The following is a 20,039-nucleotide window of genomic DNA, read 5'->3' on the forward strand; positions in this document are numbered from 1 at the left end:
AGAAACCATGAGCCTGTTGCTGAACGAAGAACAACGTCTGTTGCGCGATACCGCGCGGGAATTTCTGGGCGCGCGCTCGCCCGTGAGCGTGCTGCGCCAGTTGCGCGACACGCACGATGCGCAAGGCTACGTGCCTTCGCTGTGGCGCGAAGTGGTGGACATGGGCTGGACGGCCGCTGTCTTTCCGGAGGCGTATGGCGGCCTCGAATTCGGCTATAAGGGCCTTGGCGCGCTGTTCGAGCAAACGGGCCGCACGCTCGCGGCCTTGCCGCTCATGTCCACGGTCGTGCTGGGCGGCGGCCTGCTTGCCGAAGCGGGCAGCGCGGCGCAACGCGATACCTGGCTGCCGCGCGTGATTCGCGGCGAGACGCTTCTGGCGCTGGCGCTGGAGGAGCGGCCGCGTCACGATCCGGCCACCGTGGCGCTGGCCGCGCGCGAGGAAAACGGCGCGTGGCGGCTGGACGGCGAGAAATGGTTCGTGCTCGACGGCCATGTCGCGGCGCAGTTCATCGTCGCCGCGCGCACCTCGGGCGCACCGGGGGATCGTCATGGCGTGAGCCTCTTTCTCGTCGATGCGGCCAGCGCGGGCGTGACGATCGAACGTACCGTGATGATCGACAGCCGCAATGCGGCGCGCGTGCGCTTTGACGCGGTGCGCTGCGGCGCCGATGCGCTGATCGGCGCGATCGACGAGGGCTTCGCCCCGCTCGACGCCGTGCTCGACCGGGCCCGCATTGCCGCGGCGGCCGAATTGCTCGGCGTGATCCGCGAAGCCTTCGACCGCACCGTGGCTTACCTCAAGGAGCGCGTGCAGTTCGGCGTGCCGATCGGCTCGTTCCAGGCGCTGCAACATCGCGCCGCGCGCCTCTACGTGGAGATCGAGTTGCTCGATAGCTGCGTGGCGGCGGCGCTCACGGCGCTCGACCGTCCCTCGGCCACGCGCGAGGACATCGCCTTGCTGGCGAGCCTCGCTAAAGCGCGCGCGTCGGATGTGGGCGAGCGCGCGCTCAACGAAGCCGTGCAGATGCACGGCGGCATTGGCGTGACCGACGAGCTCGACCTGGGCTTCTTCTTCAAGCGCGCGCGGACCCTTCAGCAGTCGTTCGGCGACGGCGCGTTCCATCGCAGCCGTTACGCCGCGCTCAAGGGCTTCTAGTCCGCCACACTCCGATATCGCTATGGATGACATTGCTGACGTGCTGGCGCGATGCCAGCAGGAAATGACGGCGCCGGGCGCGCCGTTCGAACTCGACGAAGCACGCCTCGACGGGCGCACGGTGAAGGTGTATCGCCACGCGCCGCGCACGCTGCCCGAATTCCTCGACGCGGGCCGCGCGCACGGCGAGCGCGAGTTCATGGTGTACGAGGGCGAGCGTTGGTCGTTCACGCGCTTCTACGCGGCCGTGGATGCATTCGCTGCCGTGCTCGCCGCGCAGTTCGGCGTGCGCGCGGGCACGCGCGTGGCGATCGCCATGCGCAACCGGCCCGAGTGGGCCGTGGCGTTTGCGGCCGTGGCGAGCCTGGGCGCGGTGCCTGCGCCCGTCAACAGCTTCGGCATGCGCGAAGAACTGCTCGACGCGCTTCAACAGATCGAGCCGCGCGTGCTGGTGTGCGACCTCGACCGCTTCAAGCGCCTGGAGGGCGAGCCGGGCGTGCCCGGCTGCGAGATCGTGCTGGCCGATGCCGAGCCGATGCCGCACAGCGGCGTGCATTCGATGAAGGCGCTGCTCGCAGCAGCCTCCGGCAAAGCGGCGCAGCCGCGCGCGGCCGGTGTGTCGCCCGACGTGGGCCCCGACGACCCCGCGCTGCTGCTGTTCACGTCGGGCGCCACGAGCCGCGCCAAGGGCGTGCTGTCGACGCAGCGCGCCGTGTGCCAGGCGCTGTTCAATCTCGACTATATCGGCGCGGTGGCGGCGAAAAGCTCGCCCGCGATGATCGGCGCGATGATCCAGCGCGGTTTCGCGCCGACCACGCTGATGGCCGTGCCGCTCTTTCACGTGAGCGGGCTGCATGCGCAATTGCTCGCTTCGCTGCGCCACGGGCGGCGTCTCGTGCTGATGCATCGCTGGGACCCGGTGCGCGCGCTCGACCTGATCCGCGAGGAGCGCGTAACGCAGTTCAACGGCGCGCCCTCCATGCTCATGCAGCTGCTCGAGGAACCCGGCATCGCCGACCCTGAAGTGATGCGCAGCCTGAGCGGTTTCGGCGCGGGCGGCGCGGGTTTGCCCCAGCGCACCATCGAGCGCTTGACGAGCTTCACGGACCGGCTGGCGGGCGTGGGCTTCGGCATGACGGAAACGAACGGCGTGGGCGCGGGTGCTTCGGGCGAGGCCTTCCGGCTCAACCCGCGATGCTCGGGCGTCGTGTCGCCGATCATTGAGGTACGCATCGTCAGCGCACAGGGCGAGACGTGCGCGAGCGGCGATGCCGGCGAAATCTGGCTGCGCGGCGTTTCGCTCATGTCGCAATACTGGCGCAATCCGGGGGCCACGGCGGAAGCGCTCACGCCCGATGGATGGCTGCGCACCGGCGACGTGGGCTATGTCGACACACATGGACAACTCTACGTGGTCGACCGCATCAAGGACGTCATCAACCGCAACGGCGAGAAGATCGCGGCGGCGGAGGTGGAGTCGTGCCTGATGCAGCACCCGGAGGTGCGCGAGGCTGCGGTGTTCGGCGTACCCGACGACAAGGCGGGGGAGGCCGTGGCGGCCGTGGTCGTGACGCAGGAGGGCAGCGCGTTGAGTGCCGAGGCGATAGGCGAGCACGTGCGCGCGCATCTGGCCGCGTACAAGGCGCCCTCGTACGTGTACCTGCGCAGCGAGGCGTTGCCGCGCAACCCGGCCGGAAAATTACTCAAGGGAGAACTAAAAGAAAGCTATCGCGCGAGCTAGCGCAATGCCGTAATTGCGCCTTATCGACGCCACTCACGCCGCCCTTCACGGGCGGTTTTTTTTTGTCGTATGAAGCCGCGTTGAAAACGGTTTCATCCCTGTTTTCAAGGCCTGTTTGTCACGCTGGGGTCCGTGCCTAGTCTCAATAGACGATGGAGCATTTCCCTCGTCGTCCAAGAATGCGAACACCTGTTTGGATAGTTCACCGTTACTGGAGACGACGATGAAGAGAGTGATGTGGTGGGTCCCGCTTGCAGCGACGGCGTTGCTGATGACATCGGTTCACATATCGGCAAAGGTGTCGCCCGAAGAGGCGGACCGGCTCGGCAAGGATCTGACCTGCGTGGGCGCGGAGAAGGCCGGCAACAAGGACGGCACGATCCCGCCGTTCAGCGGCAAGTGGCTCGGCACGCCGCCGGGCCTCAGCTACAAGCCGAATGTGGGCGAGCATATCGTCGACCCGTATCCCGACGACAAGCCGATCTTCACGATTACCGCGCAAAACATGGCGCAGTACGCGGACCATCTGACCGACGGCCAGAAGGCGATGTTCGCGAAGTATCCCAAGACGTATCGCATGCCCGTGTATCAGGGGCGGCGCGACTTCCGCTATAGCGACGCGGTGTGCGCGGCGGCGAAGAAGAACGCGCTCACGGGGCAACTCGTGAACAACGGCATGGGCGTGGCGGACTGGGTCTATGGCGCGGTGCCGTTCCCCATTCCGAAGAACGGCTCCGAAGCGCTGATGAACGAAACGTTCCCCACGCGCGCATGGACCGAATCGAACCTGCACGACATCGCGGTCGTGAATCCGTCGGGTGGCATCACGTGGGGCCGCCAGAACAACATCAACCTCGCGCCGATCAACAATCCGGCGCTGTTCGGTCAGCCGGTGGAAGGCAACGTGCAGGCCTACAGCATGGCGCTCACGCTGCTGCCCACGCGTGAGTACGGCAACGGTTCGGTGTCCCAGGAGCCGATCGACTTCTCGAAGGGCAAGCGCCTTGCGTGGAGCTACGACCCGGGTACGCGGCGCGTGCGCCAGCTTCCCGAGTTCGGTTTCGATCAGCCGATCGGCGGCACCTCCGGGCTGCTGATGATCGACGAAGACCGCCTTTATAACGGCTCGCCGGAACGCTTCGACTTCAAGCTGATCGGCAAGCGCGAGATCTTCATCCCCGCCAACACGTACAAGCTGCACGCCGGCGATGTGAAGTACGCGGACCTGATCAAGCCGGGCCACGCCAATCCCGACTACATGCGCTACGAGCTGCGCCGCGTGTGGGTGGTCGAAGCGGATCTGAAGCCCGGTTATCGCCATATCTACAAGAAACGCATGCTCTACCTCGACGAGGACACGTGGCATGCCGTGATCGCCGACAACTACGACGCCCGTGGCGAGCTGTGGAAGCACGCTGAGCAGGACTACTACTACGCCTACGACATGGACGCGTGGGAAGCGGGCAACGCCTTCTACTACGACCTGAATTCGGGCGGCTACGTGGCCTACAACCTGTTCCAGGAAGCGAAGAAGGGGCCGGTTCTGAACAAGGGCGACCTGCGCACCGCCGACTTCACGCCTGAAGCGCTACGTTCAGTCGGCAACTGATCACGACAATAACAAGGAGGAGACACGGCAATGGGGATGAAACTGACCGCGATCGCGGCGGCCACGGCGGCGCTCGCGCTAAGCGCGCCCGCCGAGGCCGGGATGATGCAGTTCGATAACGGCTGGAACATCGATTACGGCCTCACGACGACCTACACGCTCGGCATGCGCGTGAAGTCGCCGGACCCGGTGCTGGCGGGCCCCGGCAATTCCGGCGGCAACGACGGCGACGCCAGCTTCAACGCGGGCCAGTTGACCGCCAACCGTCTCGCACTGCTGCTCGAAACCAAGATCCATAAGGATAACTACGGTTTCGTGGTGTCCGCGAGCACGTTCTACGACACGGTCTATCACACGCCGAACGACAACCCGGGGCCCGTCAACCACACCGGGCCCGTCAACCAGTTCACGAGCGCGGCCGAGTACTACCACGGCGGCTACTCGCGACTGCTCGACGCGTACGGCTATACGACCTTCGACATCGGCTCGGCGCGCGCCACGGTGCGCGTGGGCCAGCAGGTGGTGAGCTGGGGCGAGGCGATCTTCTTCCCCGGCATCTCGCTCGCCCAGGGCCCCGCGGACGGCACGTTGCAGGGCATTCCGGGCACGGAGACGAAGGACATCCTGCTGCCCGAGCCTCAGCTTTCGACCTCGATCGACATCTCGCCGCGCTGGTCGCTGCTCGGCCAGTTGCAGTTCGACTGGCATCCGAACATCGCGCCCGCGCCGGGCTCGTTCCTGAGCACCTCCGATTCGGCGGGCCCCGGCGCCTACTGTCTGCAACCGGTGGTCAACGGCAAGTGTACGTTCGGGGCGCGGCAGGACGACATCCGGCCCAGCAACTTCGGGCAGTTCGGCCTGGGCGCGCGTTTTCGCGCGACGGATGAAACGGAACTCGGTCTCTACTACCTGTACTACAAGGACCGCAATCCGCTGCCCGTCATCAACTCGTTCGCGCCTGGCGGTACGTACAGCCTGCGCTATTTCGACGACATCAGCCTGATTGGCGCGTCGTTCAGCACGACGCTCGGCAGCAAGGTGACCGTGGCGGGCGAAGTGTCGCAGAAGTTCGGCGCGCCGGTGCTCGTGAATACCGTGGTGAACCCGGCCACGGGCGCGACGATCCCCACGCCCACGCGTGCGAACATCACCCAGGTCAACCTGAATGCTTTCGCCAACCTGGGCCGTACGTTCGTAGCGCCGCAAACCGTGCTGATCGGCGAAGTCTCGTGGGTTGGCATCAGCGGCGTCACGGCGACCAAGGCGCCGGGCGTGGATTCGCTCGGCGCGGCCGCCGCGTATTTCCCGGCGAGCGACCAGCTGAGCTTCACGCATACCGCGCTGGCGATTTCGGGCACGATCGATCTGACCTGGCCGGGCGTCTTCACGGACTGGGACCTCGAAATGCCGATCAGCTACTCGCAGCAGATCATGGGCCGCACGATCACGGGCGGGGTGGGCGGGCAGGGCGACAAGCGCTATAGCATCAGCGCGAACTTCACCTTCCGCAGCAACTTCCAGGTTGGCCTGAACTATCTGGGCTATCTCGGCTCGGCGAACACGTCGCTCCAGTACGCGCGACTGCTCACGGACCGCGACCAGGTTTCGCTCGTGATGAAGTACAAGTTCTAACGAGCGGTGTGTCGTGGCAGGCGGGCGCGCAACGCGCCCGCAGTGAAGTCGCAGTGAAGTGATTCACCATGAGGATAGATCGATGAGCACACGCGCCGACTGCGCGAGCACGGATGCCTTGACCTTCGAAGCACTGCTGCACGCGCGTCACAGTTGCCGCGCTTTTCTACCCGATCCCGTGCCCGCCGCTACCATCGAGCGAGCATTCGCGCTCGCGCAGCGCACGCCGTCCTGGTGCAATGCGCAGCCGTGGAAGGCGATTGTCACGAGCGGCGCGGCGACCGATGCTTTTCGCGAGGCACTGACCGCGCATATCGCGCAGGGCGCGCCGGAGCCCGATATCGCCTTTCCGCGCGAGTACCGTGGCGAATATCTCCAGCGGCGTCGCGCCTGCGGCTTGCAACTCTATGAAGCCGTTGGCATCGGTCAGGGCGATCGGGCGGCGTCGGCGCGCCAGGCGCTGGAGAATTTCCGCTTCTTCGGTGCGCCGCATGTCGCCATCGTCACGGCCGATGCGGCGCTGGGAACCTATGGCGCGATCGATTGCGGCGGGTTCGTCACCACGTTTTTGCTCGCGGCAGCTTCGCTGGGGCTGGCAGGTGTCGCGCAGGCCGCGCTCGCCACGTATTCGTCGTTTCTTCACGCGTACTTCGAGATTCCCGATGATCGCGTTGTCGTGTGCGGCATTTCGTTCGGCTACGAGGACACAGCGCATCCGGCGAACGGATTTCGAACCGGGCGTGCGCCGCTGGGCGACGTTATCGAGTGGCGTGACGGCTCATAGCCGGTCTTTGCGGGTGATGTGAGGTGATTGGCCGGCGAACCGTCAGGGCGACGGCGCCGGCCTTTTTTATTGCGCCGCGCACCGCCGTGAGTCCAGTGCGCGATTCAACCGCTCGATATCAATCGCCATCGGGGCGCCACGCGACGCCGTTGATGTGCGATCCGCCATCGGCGTGAATCGTCATGCCGATGACGTGCGCGGCGTCGTCGCTGGAAAGGAACAGCGCCACGCCGGCAATATCCTGTTCCGGATCGCCCATGCGCCGGTCGGGAATCTGGTGGATGATGGCCGCGGCGGACTCGGGCCACGCGCCCTCGAATCGTTCGAACGCAGCGGTTTTGGCGCCCGGACAGATCACGTTGCAGCAAATGCCGTAGCGCGCCCACTCGACCGCCGCGGTGCGCGTGAGCGCACGCATCGCTTCCTTGCCGACGTTATAGGGCGTCGTATGCATATGCGCATTGACGCCGTTGAGCGAGCCCATGTTGACGATGCGCCCCCAGCCCTTCTCGCGCATGTACGGATAGGCCGCATGCATGGCCCAGTAGGTCGACCAGAAGTTCAGGTTCAAGCCCTGAACCATTTCTTCTTCGGTGGTCTGTTCGAGCGGTTTCAGGCCGGTGCCGCCGCCCGCGTTGTTGATGAGGATATCGACCGCGCCAAAGCGATCGGCGGTCGCCGCGACCATGCTCTCGACCTGCGCCTTGACGGTGACATCCGTCGCCGTGAATGCCGCCTGCACGCCAAACTCTTTGTGCAGGTCATGCGCCACCTGCTCGCCGACCTCCGCGTTCAACTCGGCGATCATGATCGTCGCCCCTTCTTTCGCAAAGCGACGGGCAATGCCTCGCCCGATACCTCCGCCCGCGCCGGTCACGATTGCTACACGTCCTTCCAAACGGCCCATGTGCGTCTCCTTGTGAATGCGTACCAGTCTGGTGCCATCGGGGCGAATTGCATCGGCCAAAGAGACTAGCGAGGTTGGCGGCTGGGCGGGCGGACAGACTAGCACTGGTCTGTGCTGTCCCGGACGAAGGGGGCGCGGACTTCCGTCCGGTATGTTCCCGGAATGTGCGATAAATCATTCGTTATCGTTTTATAGATCGATTAAACGATCATTCGCTCAATGATTTCCGGTTCACGTGCTATACCGAATGATCGTTTAATCAACCATTAAGTTGATACGGTTCGCCTTAACGATCATGAAGATTACGCAAAGCGTCGCCGCCAGTTCGGCGGTACTCGCCGAAACGCAGCGCCTCGGGCACGCAATCGCGCGCCGGCGCATCGCGCGGCGTGTTCAGCAACGCGACGCGGCCGTGCGCGCCGGGCTCTCGCGCAACACGGCCTACCGGCTGGAGAACGGTGACCCCGGCGTCGCGATCGGGCAATGGCTGCGATACCTCGAAGCCATTGCTCCGGGTCTCACGCTGCTCGATCTCCTTTCGGAGACGGATCCTTCACTGAAGGCTCAGGCGGCGCGCGAGCGGACGCAACGCGTGCGCAACCTTTCGTCTGAAGAACTCGGCGATCTCGACTTCTGATGGCTGCGACCGAAAAACGTCTGTACGTGTTTGCCTCGCTCGCTCGCTCGCGGGCCGCGGCTGCGTGCCTGCCGGTCAACTCGACCTGACCGAAGACGGCGCTGAGCTTCAAGCGTCGACCTTTGCCTACGGCCTGCGCTACATCGACCGGGTTGACGCCATCGAGGTGGATCCCGTTAGCCTGAGCCTGGCGAACAAGGAGGCGATCCGCGGCAAGCGGATCTTTCCGGCGAACGGCTTGCCCCTCTTTGGCGGTATTCGCGACGCCGCGCCTGACGCATGGGGACGCCGGGTGATTGAGGCGAAGCTCAAGGCGAGAGCGAACAGCCTTCCTGAATCGACCTATCTGCTGCACGCCGGCTCGCAGCGCATAGGCGCGCTGGACATTCACGAGAGTCTTGCCGTTAGTCCAGGCGCGGCGGGCGGCGCGGGTGTCGACCAACTCGAGTATCTCGTCGAGTCGGCTGATCGCATCGAGGAAGGGCTCCCCGTGCCGGCTGCGCTCGAGGCGATTTTCGTCCAGGGCAGTGGACTTGGCGGCGCGCGGCCGAAGGCGACGGTGCGCGATGATGCAGGCGTGCTGTGGCTCGCGAAATTCCCGAGCAAGAGTGACCGCATGAGCGTGACGGAGATCGAGGAAGCGACACTGAGGCTGGCGGCCGAATGTGGCATTCGTGTCCCGCCTACGCGCATCGAATCGCCTGGTCCGCGCAAGGTCATGCTCATCCGCCGTTTCGACCGGTACTGGAGCCACCCGGACTTCGAGAAAAGTGCGGGTCGTGCCGTGGAAAGAGATCGAGAATATCGCGCCGGCATTCAGACATATCGATGACGTATCCTCGGCGGTGCTGCGCAAGAAGCTGCCCTGAATTGGCGCAGCTTGCCGATAGATATCGATTCGGCGCCCGGAAAAACGTGCACGGCGGCCGGGTCCGCGCAGGCCCGGCCGCCCGTGAAACCTTAGCGCGAAGCTTCCGTCGCGTCGCGCAACGCGGGCTTGGCCGCGCCGCCTTGCGCGGCGGCGGCCGGCACGCGACGCGCGCCCACATCGAGCCAGCACGCGAGCGCGGGCAACAGAAAGATCGCACCGAGCACGTTCACGATGAACATGAACGCGAGCAGCACGCCCATGTCCGCCTGGAACTTGAGGCTGGAAAACGCCCACGTGCCCACGCCGATCGACATCGTCACCGCCGTGAACACGGCCGCCGTGCCGCGTTGGCGCAGCGCCTGCCAATACGCTTCGCGCAGGCTCGCGCCGCGCTCGTCGATCTCGTGTTGCAGCCGCTCGTACAGGTAGATGCCGTAATCGACGCCGACGCCCACGCCCAGCGCCACCACGGGTAGCGTGGCCACTTTCAGGCCGATGCCGAGCAGCGCCATCACCGCATTGCACAGCACGGAGACCACGGCGAGCGGCAAGATGATGCAAAGCACCGCTTTCCACGAGCGGAACGTGATACAGCACGACAGCACGATCGCGCCGAAGAGGGCCGCGAGCATTTCCGCTTCGGCGTGCTCGACGGCCTCGTTGGTGGCGGCGGCCACGCCTGCATTGCCGCCCGCGAGGCTGAACGTCACATTGGGATCGTTATTGGCGGCGATGAACTTCTTCGCCTCCTCTACGACGTGCTTGAGCGTCGCGCCCTGGTGGTCCTTCAGGAATATTTCGATATCCATATTATTGCAGCCTTCCGTATTGAGCCCCAGCTCCGGATTGGCTGCGCGCGCGCCGGTGCGCATCGCGCGCGGGCTGCGCGGCAGCGCGCCCCAGTGCGGATTGCCCTCGTTGTTGCCGGCCGCCATGAGTTTCATCGCCCCCGCGAGCGAGCGCACGGACTGCACGCCGTCCACGCCGCGCATATACAGGTCGAATCGTTCGATGGTGCTCATCGTGTGCCAGTCGAGGCAGGCTTCGTCCACGTTCTTGACCGTCGCGTAGACCGAGAGCACGTCCATGCCGATCGAATAGTTCTGGACGATGGCGGCGTTGTCGCGGTTGTAGCGCGAGTCGGCGCGCAGCTCGGGCGCGCCCGAGCCGATGTCGCCGATTTGCAGGTGTCGCGAGTAGAGCGTGCCCACGGCGAGCAGCACGAGCGCGATGACGAGCGTGACGAGCGCGGGGCCCGGCTCGGCGAGCGCCGAAACGGTCCACCATTTGTCGCGCCTCACGCCCTCGCGCGCGGCGGACTGCGTTTGGGCGGGCGTGGCGCGCAAATGCGAAAGAATGATCGGCAACATCATCTTGTTGGTGATGATCATCAGCATCACGCCGAGGCTCGCGGTGAGGCCGAGTTCACGCACGATCGGAATGTCGATCAGCATGATGACGACAAACCCGAGCGCATTCGTGAGCAGCGCGAGCGTGCCGGGCACGGCGAGCTTGCGAAACGCGTTTTCGGCGGCGGCGCGCGTGGGCATGCCGCGCGCGACGTCCTGCTTCCACGCGTTGGTCATCTGCACCGCGTGCGACACGCCGATCGAGAAAATGAGGAACGGTACGAGCACCGACATCGGATCGACGCCAAAGCCGATGATCGGCAAAATGCCCAGCAGCCATACCACGGGCAGCAAGGCCACGGCGAGCGCCACGAGCGTCAAGCGAATGGAGCGCGAGTAGAGCCAGAGCAGCAGCGCGGTAATGCCGAACGCGATGGCGAAAAACGTGACAACCGTGGTGAGGCCGTCGATCACGTCGCCAATGATCTTGGCGAAGCCGACGATGTTGATGTCGATATCCTGGCTTGAATACTTCGCGCGAATGGCTTCGAGTTTCTTCGCCACGTCGGCGTAGGCGAGCTGCTTGCCGGTTTGCGGGTCGGTTTCGAGCAGATCGGCGCGCACCATCGCCGACTTCAGATCGTTAGAGACGAGCGAGCCGATCTGGCCGGACTTCGCCACGTTGGAGCGCACTTCCGCGAGGCCCTGGGCGTCGGCGGTGAAGCGCGAAGGAATCACGACTTCGCCCACGTAGCCGTCTTCGGTGATCTCGGTGTAGCGCACGTTCGAGGTGAACAGCGAGTACACCTGCGCGCGATTCACGCCGGGCGTGAAGAACACCGCGTCGGTCACGCCGCGCAGCGTGCGCATGAATTCGGCGTTGTAGATATCGCCCTGGCCTTTCCAGTGCACGTTCACGAGTATGCGGTTGGCGCCCGCGAAGGTGCTCGCTTCCTCGAGAAACGCCTTCATGTAGGGGTGTTCGAGCGGGATCAGCTTGTTGAAGCCCGGATCGAGCCGCACGCGCGTGGCCGAATAGCCGAGCGCGACGGTCACCGCGAGGAAGATCACGGCAATCGGCGTGCGCCAGGCGATCAGGCGGCGCGCGAGCGCGTCGATGACGCGCGCGGTGCGGCTGGTGTTGCCGGTGCTGCTCGGGTTATGGGCGGGCCGGAGGTCGGGTTGTTCGGCGTTCATTGACGGGCTCCGGAAGTCGGTTGGTCTGCTGTGTCGCGTTGGGCGAGTTGTTCGTCGGGCGCGGCAAGCTCGCGCTGTAGATCGGGCGAGTAGGCGCGCAGGCCGCCGTCGCTGGCGATGAGCCAGCCGTTCGGGCTCCTCAGGAGATCCGTGAAGGTCAGGCGCGTGCCGTGGCGCAGCATGGAGAAATGTGCGCCGCCGTCGCGGCTGCCGAAGACGATGCCGCCCTGGCCCGCGAGCAGCAGTTCGCCATCGGCCGCGCGCGCGTCGCCGAACAGGGAAACGGGCCCCGGCGCCTCGGCGCGCGTCCAGCTCTGGCCGCCGTCGAGCGAGCGGAACACGTTGCCGCGCATGCCGTAGGCCAGCCAGCTCCCGGCGCCCGCCGGGTCCGCCACGGCGCCGTACAGCGAGCCGTTGTAGAACGGCGGCACGATGCGCCAGTTCGCGCCGGCGTCGTCCGAGAGCATCACGAGACCGCGCTCGCCCACGATGATCCAGTGCCGTCCGTCCGGCGCGCCGACAATGCGGTTCAGGTGGTGGTCGCCCACGCCTTCGACCGTGAAGGGCTGCCAGTGCAGGCCGTCGTCGTCGGAGCGCATCATGAGGCCGAACGCGCCCACGGCGATCCAGTGTCCCGGCGCAACGCGCGCCGCGCTCATGAGCGGGCCGTTGCCCTTGGCGTCGAAGGCCACTTCGCGCCAGCGCTTGCCGCCGTCCTCGGTGCGCAGGATCCAGCCTTCGTGGCCCACGGCAATGCCGACGTTGTCGGTGGCGAAGACAATCTGGTTGATGAGCGCGTGCCGGTCCTCCGGGAGCTGGGCGCTTTGCCAGTGCGCGCCCTGGTCGGCGGAGTAGAGGATATGGCCCAGCTCGCCGCCGGCCACGATGCCGGCGGCCGAGCGCGCGAGCGTGTCGAGTTGCATGCGCGCGAGCGGCACGCGCGTGTCTTTCAGGGGCGGCGTGTGCCGGGGGGAAATCGCGTAAGCCGCGGCTGCCGCTATCATGGCTGCCACGGTGACGCCAACCGCTAATCGCATCGATGTCTCCTGGTTTGGAATCGCTGGCCGGCACGGCCGGCAGTTTGGGATCATTCTTTCCGACTGGTGGCGAGCGGCATCGTCCGAACGGGTTAGCCGGGCGGGCAAGGCGGCATTGGACTGACAAAAAAATCGACGGCGCGCCTAGTCAAATCAGACGATGGCCGGTGCACGCGCGGCGCGTAAAACTAGGCTGTTGCAGGCCCGGACGCGATTCGCCGCCCGGTGGCGCGAACGTCGGGTGATGGCACCAGGAGGACACCATGGGATTGAAAGGAGAGGCCGCGATTGTCGGAGCGGCCCAGTACAAGCCGGAGAAGTACAGCACCGCGCCGCGCATGTTCCATCTGGAGCAGGTGGCGGAACTGGCGGGCATGGCGCTCGCCGACGCGGGGCTTTCGCTCCAGGATATCGACGGTCTCGCGACGGTCGGCCCGCAGTTTCACGAGGCGGGCATGTTCGTGCCCGCGATGGCGGGCGAATATCTGGGCGTGCGCCTGAATTTCGCCGAGGTCGTCGACCTGGGCGGCGCGAGTTCGGTTGCGATGATCTGGCGCGCCGCCGCCGCCATCGAGCTGGGCCTGTGCAATGCGGTGCTCTGCGTGATTCCGGCCCGCCTCGCGCCGGTCGGCCCGCGCGACGACCACGCCGCCGAAGTCATGCGCGCCTCGCGCTACGGCGGCCATAGCACGCGCTTTGGCGCGCCCGAAGCGGAGATGGATCTGCCCTACGGTCATATGGCGCAGAACACGGGCTACGCGATGATCGCGCAGCGCTATGCGTCGACCTACGGCTACGACGCCGCCGCGCTCGCGCAAATCGCCGTGGCGCAGCGCTTCAATGCGTGCCACAACCCGCAGGCCATTTTTTACGGCCAGCCGATCACGGTCGAGGACGTGCTCAACTCGCGCATGGTGGCCGAGCCGCTGCGCATGCTCGAAATCGTGATGCCGGTGGCGGGCGGCGCGGCGGTGATCGTCGCGCGCAGCGACATGGCGCGCGACTGCCGCCATCGCGCGGTGCAGGTGGTGGGTTGCGGCGAGCACGTACAGAGCAAGTCGCCCACCTACGCGGCCGACATGCTGGCCACGCCCATCGGCCCCGCGTCGAAGCGCGCCTTCGAGATGGCGCGGCTGAAGCCCGCCGACATGGACATGGCGCAGGTCTACGACTGCTACACGATCACGGCCATGCTCACGCTCGAAGACGCGGGCTTCTGCGAAAAGGGTCAGGGCATGCGCTTCTTGCGCGAGCACGACCTCACGTTCAAGGGCGACTTCCCGATGAACACGCACGGCGGCCAGCTGAGCTTCGGCCAGACGGCGAGCGCGGGCGGCATGACACAGGTGATCGAGGCCGTGCAGCAGATCCAGGGCCGCGCCGACGCGCGGCAACTGGCGCGGCACGATCTGGCGTACGTCTCCGGCACGGGCGGCGTGATGAGCGAGCAGGGCGCGCTGATTCTCAAGGGGGCGTGACAATGACATGGAATAAACCACTACCGCAGCCGACGCCGATTTCCGCGCCCTTCTGGGACGGGCTCAAGGCGCACACGGTGCGCATCCAGCAGTGCGAGAGCTGCGCGCACTGGATCTTCTTTCCGCGCGCGCATTGCCCCTCGTGCGCGTCCGCGCGGCTCGCATGGCGGGGCGTGTCGGGCGAAGGCACGCTGTACACCTATACGGTCGCGCGCGTGCCCACGCTGCCCGAATTCACCGACGAGATGCCGCAGTTGCTCGCGGTCGTGGCGCTCGACGAAGGCCTGCATGTGAATACGACGCTCGTCGGCGTCAAGGAGGGCGAGATCGCCATCGGCATGCGCGTGCGTCCGGTGTTCGACGAGCGGCCCGTTGAGGCCACCCTGTTGCGTTATACGTCGCAAGGCTCGGACCAGCCGCGCGTGATCGAAGCGCGTCGCGAAGAATCCGCCGCGCAGGACCGCAACGAGGCGGTGCTGGAAAACGCGCCGCCGAAGCGCAAGATCGACTGCAAGGATATCGACGCGCTCAAATCGCTCGTGTCGGACACGTTCTCGGACTGGTCGACGCAATTCGAAGTCACGCAACAAGTGATCGACGAGTTCGCGAAGCTGAGCGGCGACGACTACTGGATCCACACGGACCCGAAACGCGCGCGCGAGGAAGGCCCGTTCGGCACGACCATCGCGCACGGCGCGCTCGTGCAGGTGCTCATCAGCCGGCTCAAGCTGCCGATGACGTTCGAGGTCACGGGCTTCACGAACATGGTCAACTACGGCTCGAACCGGCTGCGTTTCGCCACGCCCGTGCCTTCGGGTTGCCGTATCCATGCGCGTTGCCGCGTCGCCGCCGTCGAGCAGGTCAAGTCGGGCGTGCAGATGACGATGGAGATCAATGTGCACGTGGTGGGCCAGGATCGCCCCTCGGTCATCAACGATCTCGTGATTCTCTACATGTAAGGCCCCGCAGGCCGTTCGAGGTGTCGTCATGACCATGCCTGTCAAGGGCAGGGCGCTCTTCGTCGCGATTCTGGCCGCCAGTTTCGCTTCGACGATCGGCGGTCTGCCGTTCAATTCGCTGCCGGTGCTGCTCGGTAGCCTCTCGGATTCCTATGGATATGCGCCGCGCACGGTGGGCCTGATCGGCTCGACGTGCTTCGCCGGGTATCTCGCGGGCACGCTCGGCGCGCCGGTGTGGATGAACCGTCTGGACTGGCGCGTGCTCACGCTCGTGAGTGCGGCGGGCACGGCGGGCGCATTCGCGCTCGCCGCTGCCGTGCAACAGTTGCCCGTGATGTACGCCGCGTGGGCGCTGATCGGCTTTTTCGCTTCGACCATGACGTGTCTGGGCATGCGCGTGCTCTCCGATGTGCCCGACAAGGTGCGTGCGTTCGGCGTGCGCCAGGGCACGGAGCTATCGGTGACCGCCGCCGTGCTGTTCGCGCTGCCGCCGCTCGTGATCGCGCGCTGGCGTTTCGCGGGCGCGGCCGTGGCGCTCGCGCTGGTGGTGGTCATGCTCGCGGCGTCGGCCGTGTGCTTGCCGCGCCGGCCGCTCGTCGCGCCCAACCGCGCGGCCGGTCCGCTGCGCGCGTTGCCGCGCGCGTCATGTTTTGCATTGCTTACGTTCTTTCTGTTCCTCGTCGGCAATATCGGGCTGTGGGCGTTTCTGGAGCGCGTGGGCGCGTCGCTTCATATCGCGCCCGCGAGCGAGGGTCTGGTGTTCGCTGTGCTTAAGCTGCTCGGCGGCCTCGCCGCGTTCGCCACGGCGATCGCGGGCGAGCGCTTCGGCCGCACTGTGCCGCTGGTTGCCTCGACGGCGCTCGTGTTGCTCGGCCTCGCCTTGCTCGCGAACGCAACCGGCTTCAGGCTGTTCGCGCTCGGCGCGTGGAGCTGGGAGTTCGCGTTTACGTGCGGCTGCGTGCTGCAAACCGCCGAGATCGCCCGTAGCGATGCCACGGGGCGGGCCGTCGTGCTCGTGCCCGCCGCTTTTGCGCTGGCTTCGATGGTCGGGCCGGGGCTCGCGGGCCGTTTGCTCGCGGACGGCAGCTTCGCGCCGGTGTTCGCGTTTGCACTGGCTTCGTCGCTCGTGCCCGTGGGTGTGAACGCGCTGCGCGGCGTAGCAGGCCGCACGCGCTGGTTGAACGGATCGAAGGGTTACTGAAGCGCATGCAAATGGAAACGCCCGTTCCTCGCGAGAGGAACGGGCGTTTTATCGTTGGTTCAGCGTCGGGCGTCAGGCCGCGCGGGCGCGGGCCATCGTGATGGCGGTGTCTTCGATCATGTCTTCCTGGCCGCCCACCATGCCGCGCTTGCCCAGCTCGACGAGAATGTCGCGCGCCGGCACGCCGTATTTTTTCTCGGCGCGCTTGGCAAAAAGCAGAAAGCTCGAATAGACCCCTGCATAGCCGAGCACGAGCGAGTCGCGGTCGATGCGCACGGGCGTGTCCATCAACGGCACGACGAGATCCTCGGCCACATCCGAAATACGGAACACGTCCACGCCCGTTTCGATGCCGAGACGCTCGCACACGGCGACGAACACTTCCATCGGCGTATTGCCCGCGCCCGCGCCGAGACCGGCTGCGGCCGCGTCGATGCGGCGCGCGCCGCTCTCGATGGCGGCGATCGAGTTGGCGATGCCCATCGCGAGATTGTGGTGGCCGTGAAAGCCGAGTTCGGTCTCGGGCCGCAGCGCGTCGCGCACGGCGCTCAGGCGCGCGCGCACGTCGTCGGGCAGCATGTAGCCGGCCGAATCCGTGACGTAGATGCAGTTCGCGCCGTAGCTCTCCATCAGCTTCGCCTGGCTGACAAGTCCTTCGGGACTGTTCATGTGCGCCATCATCAGAAAGCCCACCGTATCCAGCCCGAGCTTGCGCGCGAGCCCGATATGCTGCTCCGACACGTCGGCCTCGGTGCAATGCGTGGCGACGCGGATCGTCTGCACGCCGAGATCCTTCGCCATGCGCAGATGATCGACGGTGCCGATGCCCGGCAGCAGCAGCGCGGAAACGCGCGCGCGTTGCATGAGCGGAATCACGGCGGAGAGATAGTCCGCGTCGCTATGCGCGGGAAAGCCGTAGTTGACCGACGAACCGCCGAGTCCGTCGCCGTGCGTGACCTCGATGAGCGGAACGCCGGCGGCGTCGAGCCCTGTGGCGACCGCCTTCATCTGGTCGAGCGACATCTGGTGGCGCTTGGGGTGCATGCCGTCGCGCAACGTCATGTCGTGGACGGTGATTTTCGTGCCTTGCAGTGTCATGGTGAACGAGTTTCCTGTGGTCGGATGGACGCGCGCGTCACGCGGGCGTGCCTTGCAGCGTGAGCTTGCCGCCGATGATCTGTTCTGCGAACATTTCCGCGGTGCGTGCGGCGGAGGCCGTCATGATGTCGAGATTGCCTGCGTAGACGGGCAGGTAGTCGCCGAGGCCCGCGACTTCCAGATAGATCGACACACGCTTGCCGTCGAACACGGGGCCGTTCACGAGCCGGTAGCCGGGCACGTAGCGCTGCACCGCTTCGATCATCGCGTGCACGGAGTCCTCAATTTCCTTCTGCTTCGGTTCGTCGTCGGTGAGACAGTGGACCGTGTCGCGCATGATGAGCGGCGGCTCGGCCGGATTGATCACGATGATGGCCTTGCCTTCGCGCGCGCCGCCCACGCGTTCCACCGCGCCGGCCGTGGTGCGGGTGAATTCGTCGATGTTCTTGCGCGTGCCGGGCCCGACCGAGCGGCTCGACACCGTGGCGACGATCTCGCCATAGGCGACCGGCTGCACGCGCGAAACGGCCGCGACCATCGGAATGGTGGCCTGACCGCCGCAGGTCACCATGTTCACGTTCATCGCGCCGCTGTCCAGGTGCTCGGCGAGATTCACGGGCGGCACGCAGTACGCGCCGATCGCCGCGGGCGTGAGGTCGATCATCAGGACGCCGAGCGCGTTGAGCTTGCGCGAGTTTTCGGCGTGCACATAGGCGCTGGTTGCGTCGAAGGCGATCTGGATGTTGTCGGCGAGCACGTGGGGCACGAGACCATCGACGCCTTCGGCCGTGGTTTTCAGGCCCATTTCGGCGGCGCGGCGCAGGCCTTCGGAGTCGGGATCGATACCGACCATCCATACCGGTTCGAGCACGGGACTGCGCTTCAGTTTATAGAGCAGATCGGTGCCGATATTGCCGGGGCCGATCAGCGCGCATCGGATTTTCTTCATGTGATGTATTCCTGACTCGTTCTACGAAAGGGGACGGGTTTAGCCGTGCTGCAAGAAGTCGATGCACGTGCGGTTGAACATCTCGCGGTGCTCCACCTGAACCCAATGTCCGCAACGGTTCACGAGCATCACGCGCGCTTGCGGACAGTGATCGGTGAGACGGGTCGCGCCGCTTGCCGGATTGAACAGGTCGTTCACACCCCAGAAGCCGAGCACGGGCGCGCGCAGTTCACCGAGGCGCGCGGTCATGTTCGGCACCTTGAGGATGGAGCGTGCGGCCTGCGTTTGCAGCGCGGCGATCGGCGCGCGCTCGTTGATGATTTCGTCGGTGAGGAGCGACGGGTCGTAGAGCTGCTTCGTCATGACGGCGCGCATGGCATCGGCGCCGGTCAGACCCGAGCGGTAGATCTCGAACATGTTGGCAATGCCAGGCATTGCCAGATAGGTGTCGAGGTCTTCGACGCCGCCGGGCGCCATGAGGATCAGGCGGTCGACTTCGTCGGGGTAGGCGAGTGCGTAGCCCAGCGCGACCGCGCCGCCGAGGGAGTTGCCGAGCAGCACGAGATTCTTGAGACCGAGCGTATCGACCAGGCCCTTGATGCCGGAGATGAAGAAGTCGAGGTCGTAGAACTCCAGGTCGGGCTTGCTGGAAAGGCCGTAGCCGGCTAGATCCGGGACGATGGCGCGGAATCCCGCCGCCGCGAACTCGGGGTAGTTGCCCTTGAAGTTGCTGTAGCCGCTCGCGCCGCCGCCCGCGCCGTGCAGGAAGATCACGGGCTGGCCCGCGCCCATGTCGTGGTAGTGGATGCGTAAGCCCGTGGCAGTGTCGGCGTAGTGGCCCTCGGGGATGGGGTGGGACGTTGGCATGGGTGTGATCTTTGGAGTTGGGTGGTAGTGGGTATGATTTCCGCGCGGTGGCGGGGGGCGCATCGTCTGGAAGGACTAAAGGGGTGCTTGGTTTTTTTGGGGTTTTTTTCGCGTTTCCTTGCTTTCGCGTCGGTCTGCCAGGGTTGCCCCTGTGCGGGGCGGCACCTACTTTTCTTTGCAGCGGCAAAGAAAAGTAGGCAAAAGAAAGCCGCTCAAACCGCTAGTGCCAGCCACCGTTCACCCCGCACCGTATTTGTCAGTGGCTCCGGAGCATCCGTCACCTCGCACCTTCGAACATAGTGACAAGGCAGTCATACTTCCCGCTGCTCGCTTCGCGCGCCGCGGAAAGGTCTGCAAGGGAAACCCGCCTTGCGTACGCAAGGTTTGTGCTTTCTGTTATGCCCTTCGGGGCGCGTAGCGCCGCCGGAAGGATGAGCCCTTTGTCACTCAGTTCAAAGGTGCGGGGTGACAGACGCTCCGGAGCCACTATCTGGGGCGGCGCGAGGTGAACGGTGGCAGGCGTTGGCGGTGTGAGCGGCTTTCTTTTGCCTACTTTTCTTTGCCGCT

The 20,039-nt window shown here is 65.7% G+C and carries 16 protein-coding genes; 10 read left to right on the plus strand and 6 right to left on the minus strand.

Going from position 1 to position 20,039, the window contains the following annotated elements; all coding sequences use genetic code 11:
* Positions 1–7 precede the first annotated feature (7 nt).
* From C7402_RS23135 to C7402_RS23155, 5 genes are all read left to right on the plus strand, one after another.
* Entirely contained in the window at positions 8–1,156 is a 1,149-nt protein-coding gene (locus C7402_RS23135; RefSeq protein ID WP_116612274.1) for an acyl-CoA dehydrogenase family protein, read from the plus strand.
* A 22-nt stretch (positions 1,157–1,178) separates the two neighbouring features.
* Positions 1,179–2,897 (plus strand): class I adenylate-forming enzyme family protein, encoded by a 1,719-nt coding sequence (locus C7402_RS23140; RefSeq protein ID WP_116612275.1) that lies wholly within the window; start codon positions 1,179–1,181, stop codon positions 2,895–2,897.
* 223 nt (positions 2,898–3,120) lie between these two features.
* Positions 3,121–4,506 carry a DUF1329 domain-containing protein gene (locus C7402_RS23145; protein ID WP_112174205.1) on the plus strand — a complete coding sequence of 462 codons (1,386 nt, stop codon included), beginning with the start codon at positions 3,121–3,123 and terminating at the stop codon, positions 4,504–4,506.
* 30 nt (positions 4,507–4,536) lie between these two features.
* Positions 4,537–6,138: a DUF1302 domain-containing protein gene (locus C7402_RS23150; RefSeq protein WP_112174204.1), complete on the plus strand. Its 1,602-nt coding sequence runs from the start codon at positions 4,537–4,539 to the stop codon at positions 6,136–6,138.
* 82 nt (positions 6,139–6,220) lie between these two features.
* A complete protein-coding gene (locus tag C7402_RS23155; protein ID WP_116612276.1) occupies positions 6,221–6,922 on the plus strand; it encodes a nitroreductase in 702 nt (233 codons plus the stop codon).
* A 118-nt stretch (positions 6,923–7,040) separates the two neighbouring features.
* Here C7402_RS23155 and C7402_RS23160 read toward each other — a convergent pair whose 3' ends face one another.
* Entirely contained in the window at positions 7,041–7,829 is a 789-nt protein-coding gene (locus tag C7402_RS23160; RefSeq protein WP_116612277.1) for an SDR family NAD(P)-dependent oxidoreductase, read from the minus strand.
* Between the two features lie 295 nt (positions 7,830–8,124).
* Here C7402_RS23160 and C7402_RS23165 point away from each other — a divergent pair, with 295 nt between their 5' ends.
* Together C7402_RS23165 and C7402_RS23170 are read left to right on the plus strand one after the other, a co-directional pair.
* Positions 8,125–8,466, plus strand: a complete 342-nt coding sequence (locus C7402_RS23165; protein ID WP_116612278.1) for a helix-turn-helix domain-containing protein — start codon at positions 8,125–8,127, stop codon at positions 8,464–8,466.
* A gap of 64 nt (positions 8,467–8,530) precedes the next feature.
* Positions 8,531–9,298 (plus strand): type II toxin-antitoxin system HipA family toxin, encoded by a 768-nt coding sequence (locus tag C7402_RS23170; protein ID WP_116612279.1) that lies wholly within the window; start codon positions 8,531–8,533, stop codon positions 9,296–9,298.
* A gap of 128 nt (positions 9,299–9,426) precedes the next feature.
* On the opposite strand, the gene C7402_RS23175 is transcribed toward C7402_RS23170, so the two are convergent.
* Positions 9,427–11,883 (minus strand): efflux RND transporter permease subunit, encoded by a 2,457-nt coding sequence (locus C7402_RS23175; protein WP_116612280.1) that lies wholly within the window; start codon positions 11,881–11,883, stop codon positions 9,427–9,429.
* Complete coding sequence (locus C7402_RS23180; RefSeq protein ID WP_116612281.1) at positions 11,880–12,920, minus strand: WD40/YVTN/BNR-like repeat-containing protein; 1,041 nt, start codon at positions 12,918–12,920, stop codon at positions 11,880–11,882. Before C7402_RS23180 ends, C7402_RS23175 begins: the two co-directional genes overlap by 4 nt.
* 263 nt (positions 12,921–13,183) lie before the next feature.
* Here C7402_RS23180 and C7402_RS23185 point away from each other — a divergent pair, with 263 nt between their 5' ends.
* The 3 genes from C7402_RS23185 to C7402_RS23195 are packed head-to-tail and all read left to right on the plus strand — an operon-like array spanning position 13,184 to position 16,558.
* Positions 13,184–14,398: a thiolase family protein gene (locus C7402_RS23185; protein ID WP_116612282.1), complete on the plus strand. Its 1,215-nt coding sequence runs from the start codon at positions 13,184–13,186 to the stop codon at positions 14,396–14,398.
* A gap of 2 nt (positions 14,399–14,400) precedes the next feature.
* On the plus strand, positions 14,401–15,357 hold the full coding sequence (locus C7402_RS23190; RefSeq protein WP_116612283.1) for a bifunctional OB-fold nucleic acid binding domain-containing protein/MaoC family dehydratase: 957 nt from the start codon (positions 14,401–14,403) through the stop codon (positions 15,355–15,357).
* Between the two features lie 28 nt (positions 15,358–15,385).
* Complete coding sequence (locus tag C7402_RS23195) at positions 15,386–16,558, plus strand: hypothetical protein (RefSeq protein WP_208948979.1); 1,173 nt, start codon at positions 15,386–15,388, stop codon at positions 16,556–16,558.
* Between the two features lie 72 nt (positions 16,559–16,630).
* On the opposite strand, the gene dmpG is transcribed toward C7402_RS23195, so the two are convergent.
* Genes dmpG through C7402_RS23210 form a run of 3 tightly spaced genes read right to left on the minus strand, consistent with a single transcriptional unit; the run spans position 16,631 to position 19,472 of the window.
* Positions 16,631–17,656 carry a 4-hydroxy-2-oxovalerate aldolase gene (gene dmpG, locus C7402_RS23200; protein ID WP_116612284.1) on the minus strand — a complete coding sequence of 342 codons (1,026 nt, stop codon included), beginning with the start codon at positions 17,654–17,656 and terminating at the stop codon, positions 16,631–16,633.
* A 37-nt stretch (positions 17,657–17,693) separates the two neighbouring features.
* On the minus strand, positions 17,694–18,605 hold the full coding sequence (locus C7402_RS23205) for an acetaldehyde dehydrogenase (acetylating) (protein ID WP_112174194.1): 912 nt from the start codon (positions 18,603–18,605) through the stop codon (positions 17,694–17,696).
* A gap of 39 nt (positions 18,606–18,644) precedes the next feature.
* Entirely contained in the window at positions 18,645–19,472 is an 828-nt protein-coding gene (locus C7402_RS23210; RefSeq protein ID WP_116612285.1) for an alpha/beta fold hydrolase, read from the minus strand.
* Positions 19,473–20,039 lie beyond the last annotated feature (567 nt).

The sequence above is a fragment of the Paraburkholderia unamae genome (genome assembly GCF_003096875.1).
Lineage (GTDB): Bacteria > Pseudomonadota > Gammaproteobacteria > Burkholderiales > Burkholderiaceae > Paraburkholderia > Paraburkholderia unamae.

Bases quoted from the DNA above. Each gene is read 5' to 3' on its own strand.
- C7402_RS23210 (WP_116612285.1), bottom strand. From the start codon at position 19,472: ATGCCAACGTCCCACCCCATCCCCGAGGGCCACTACGCCGACACTGCC.
- C7402_RS23140 (WP_116612275.1), top strand. From the start codon at position 1,179: ATGGATGACATTGCTGACGTGCTGGCGCGATGCCAGCAGGAAATGACG.
- C7402_RS23155 (WP_116612276.1), top strand. From the start codon at position 6,221: ATGAGCACACGCGCCGACTGCGCGAGCACGGATGCCTTGACCTTCGAA.
- C7402_RS23135 (WP_116612274.1), top strand. From the start codon at position 8: ATGAGCCTGTTGCTGAACGAAGAACAACGTCTGTTGCGCGATACCGCG.
- C7402_RS23160 (WP_116612277.1), bottom strand. From the start codon at position 7,829: ATGGGCCGTTTGGAAGGACGTGTAGCAATCGTGACCGGCGCGGGCGGA.
- C7402_RS23165 (WP_116612278.1), top strand. From the start codon at position 8,125: ATGAAGATTACGCAAAGCGTCGCCGCCAGTTCGGCGGTACTCGCCGAA.
- C7402_RS23205 (WP_112174194.1), bottom strand. From the start codon at position 18,605: ATGAAGAAAATCCGATGCGCGCTGATCGGCCCCGGCAATATCGGCACC.
- C7402_RS23175 (WP_116612280.1), bottom strand. From the start codon at position 11,883: ATGAACGCCGAACAACCCGACCTCCGGCCCGCCCATAACCCGAGCAGC.
- C7402_RS23195 (WP_208948979.1), top strand. From the start codon at position 15,386: ATGACCATGCCTGTCAAGGGCAGGGCGCTCTTCGTCGCGATTCTGGCC.
- C7402_RS23145 (WP_112174205.1), top strand. From the start codon at position 3,121: ATGAAGAGAGTGATGTGGTGGGTCCCGCTTGCAGCGACGGCGTTGCTG.
- C7402_RS23150 (WP_112174204.1), top strand. From the start codon at position 4,537: ATGGGGATGAAACTGACCGCGATCGCGGCGGCCACGGCGGCGCTCGCG.
- C7402_RS23190 (WP_116612283.1), top strand. From the start codon at position 14,401: ATGACATGGAATAAACCACTACCGCAGCCGACGCCGATTTCCGCGCCC.
- dmpG (WP_116612284.1), bottom strand. From the start codon at position 17,656: ATGACACTGCAAGGCACGAAAATCACCGTCCACGACATGACGTTGCGC.
- C7402_RS23180 (WP_116612281.1), bottom strand. From the start codon at position 12,920: ATGCGATTAGCGGTTGGCGTCACCGTGGCAGCCATGATAGCGGCAGCC.
- C7402_RS23185 (WP_116612282.1), top strand. From the start codon at position 13,184: ATGGGATTGAAAGGAGAGGCCGCGATTGTCGGAGCGGCCCAGTACAAG.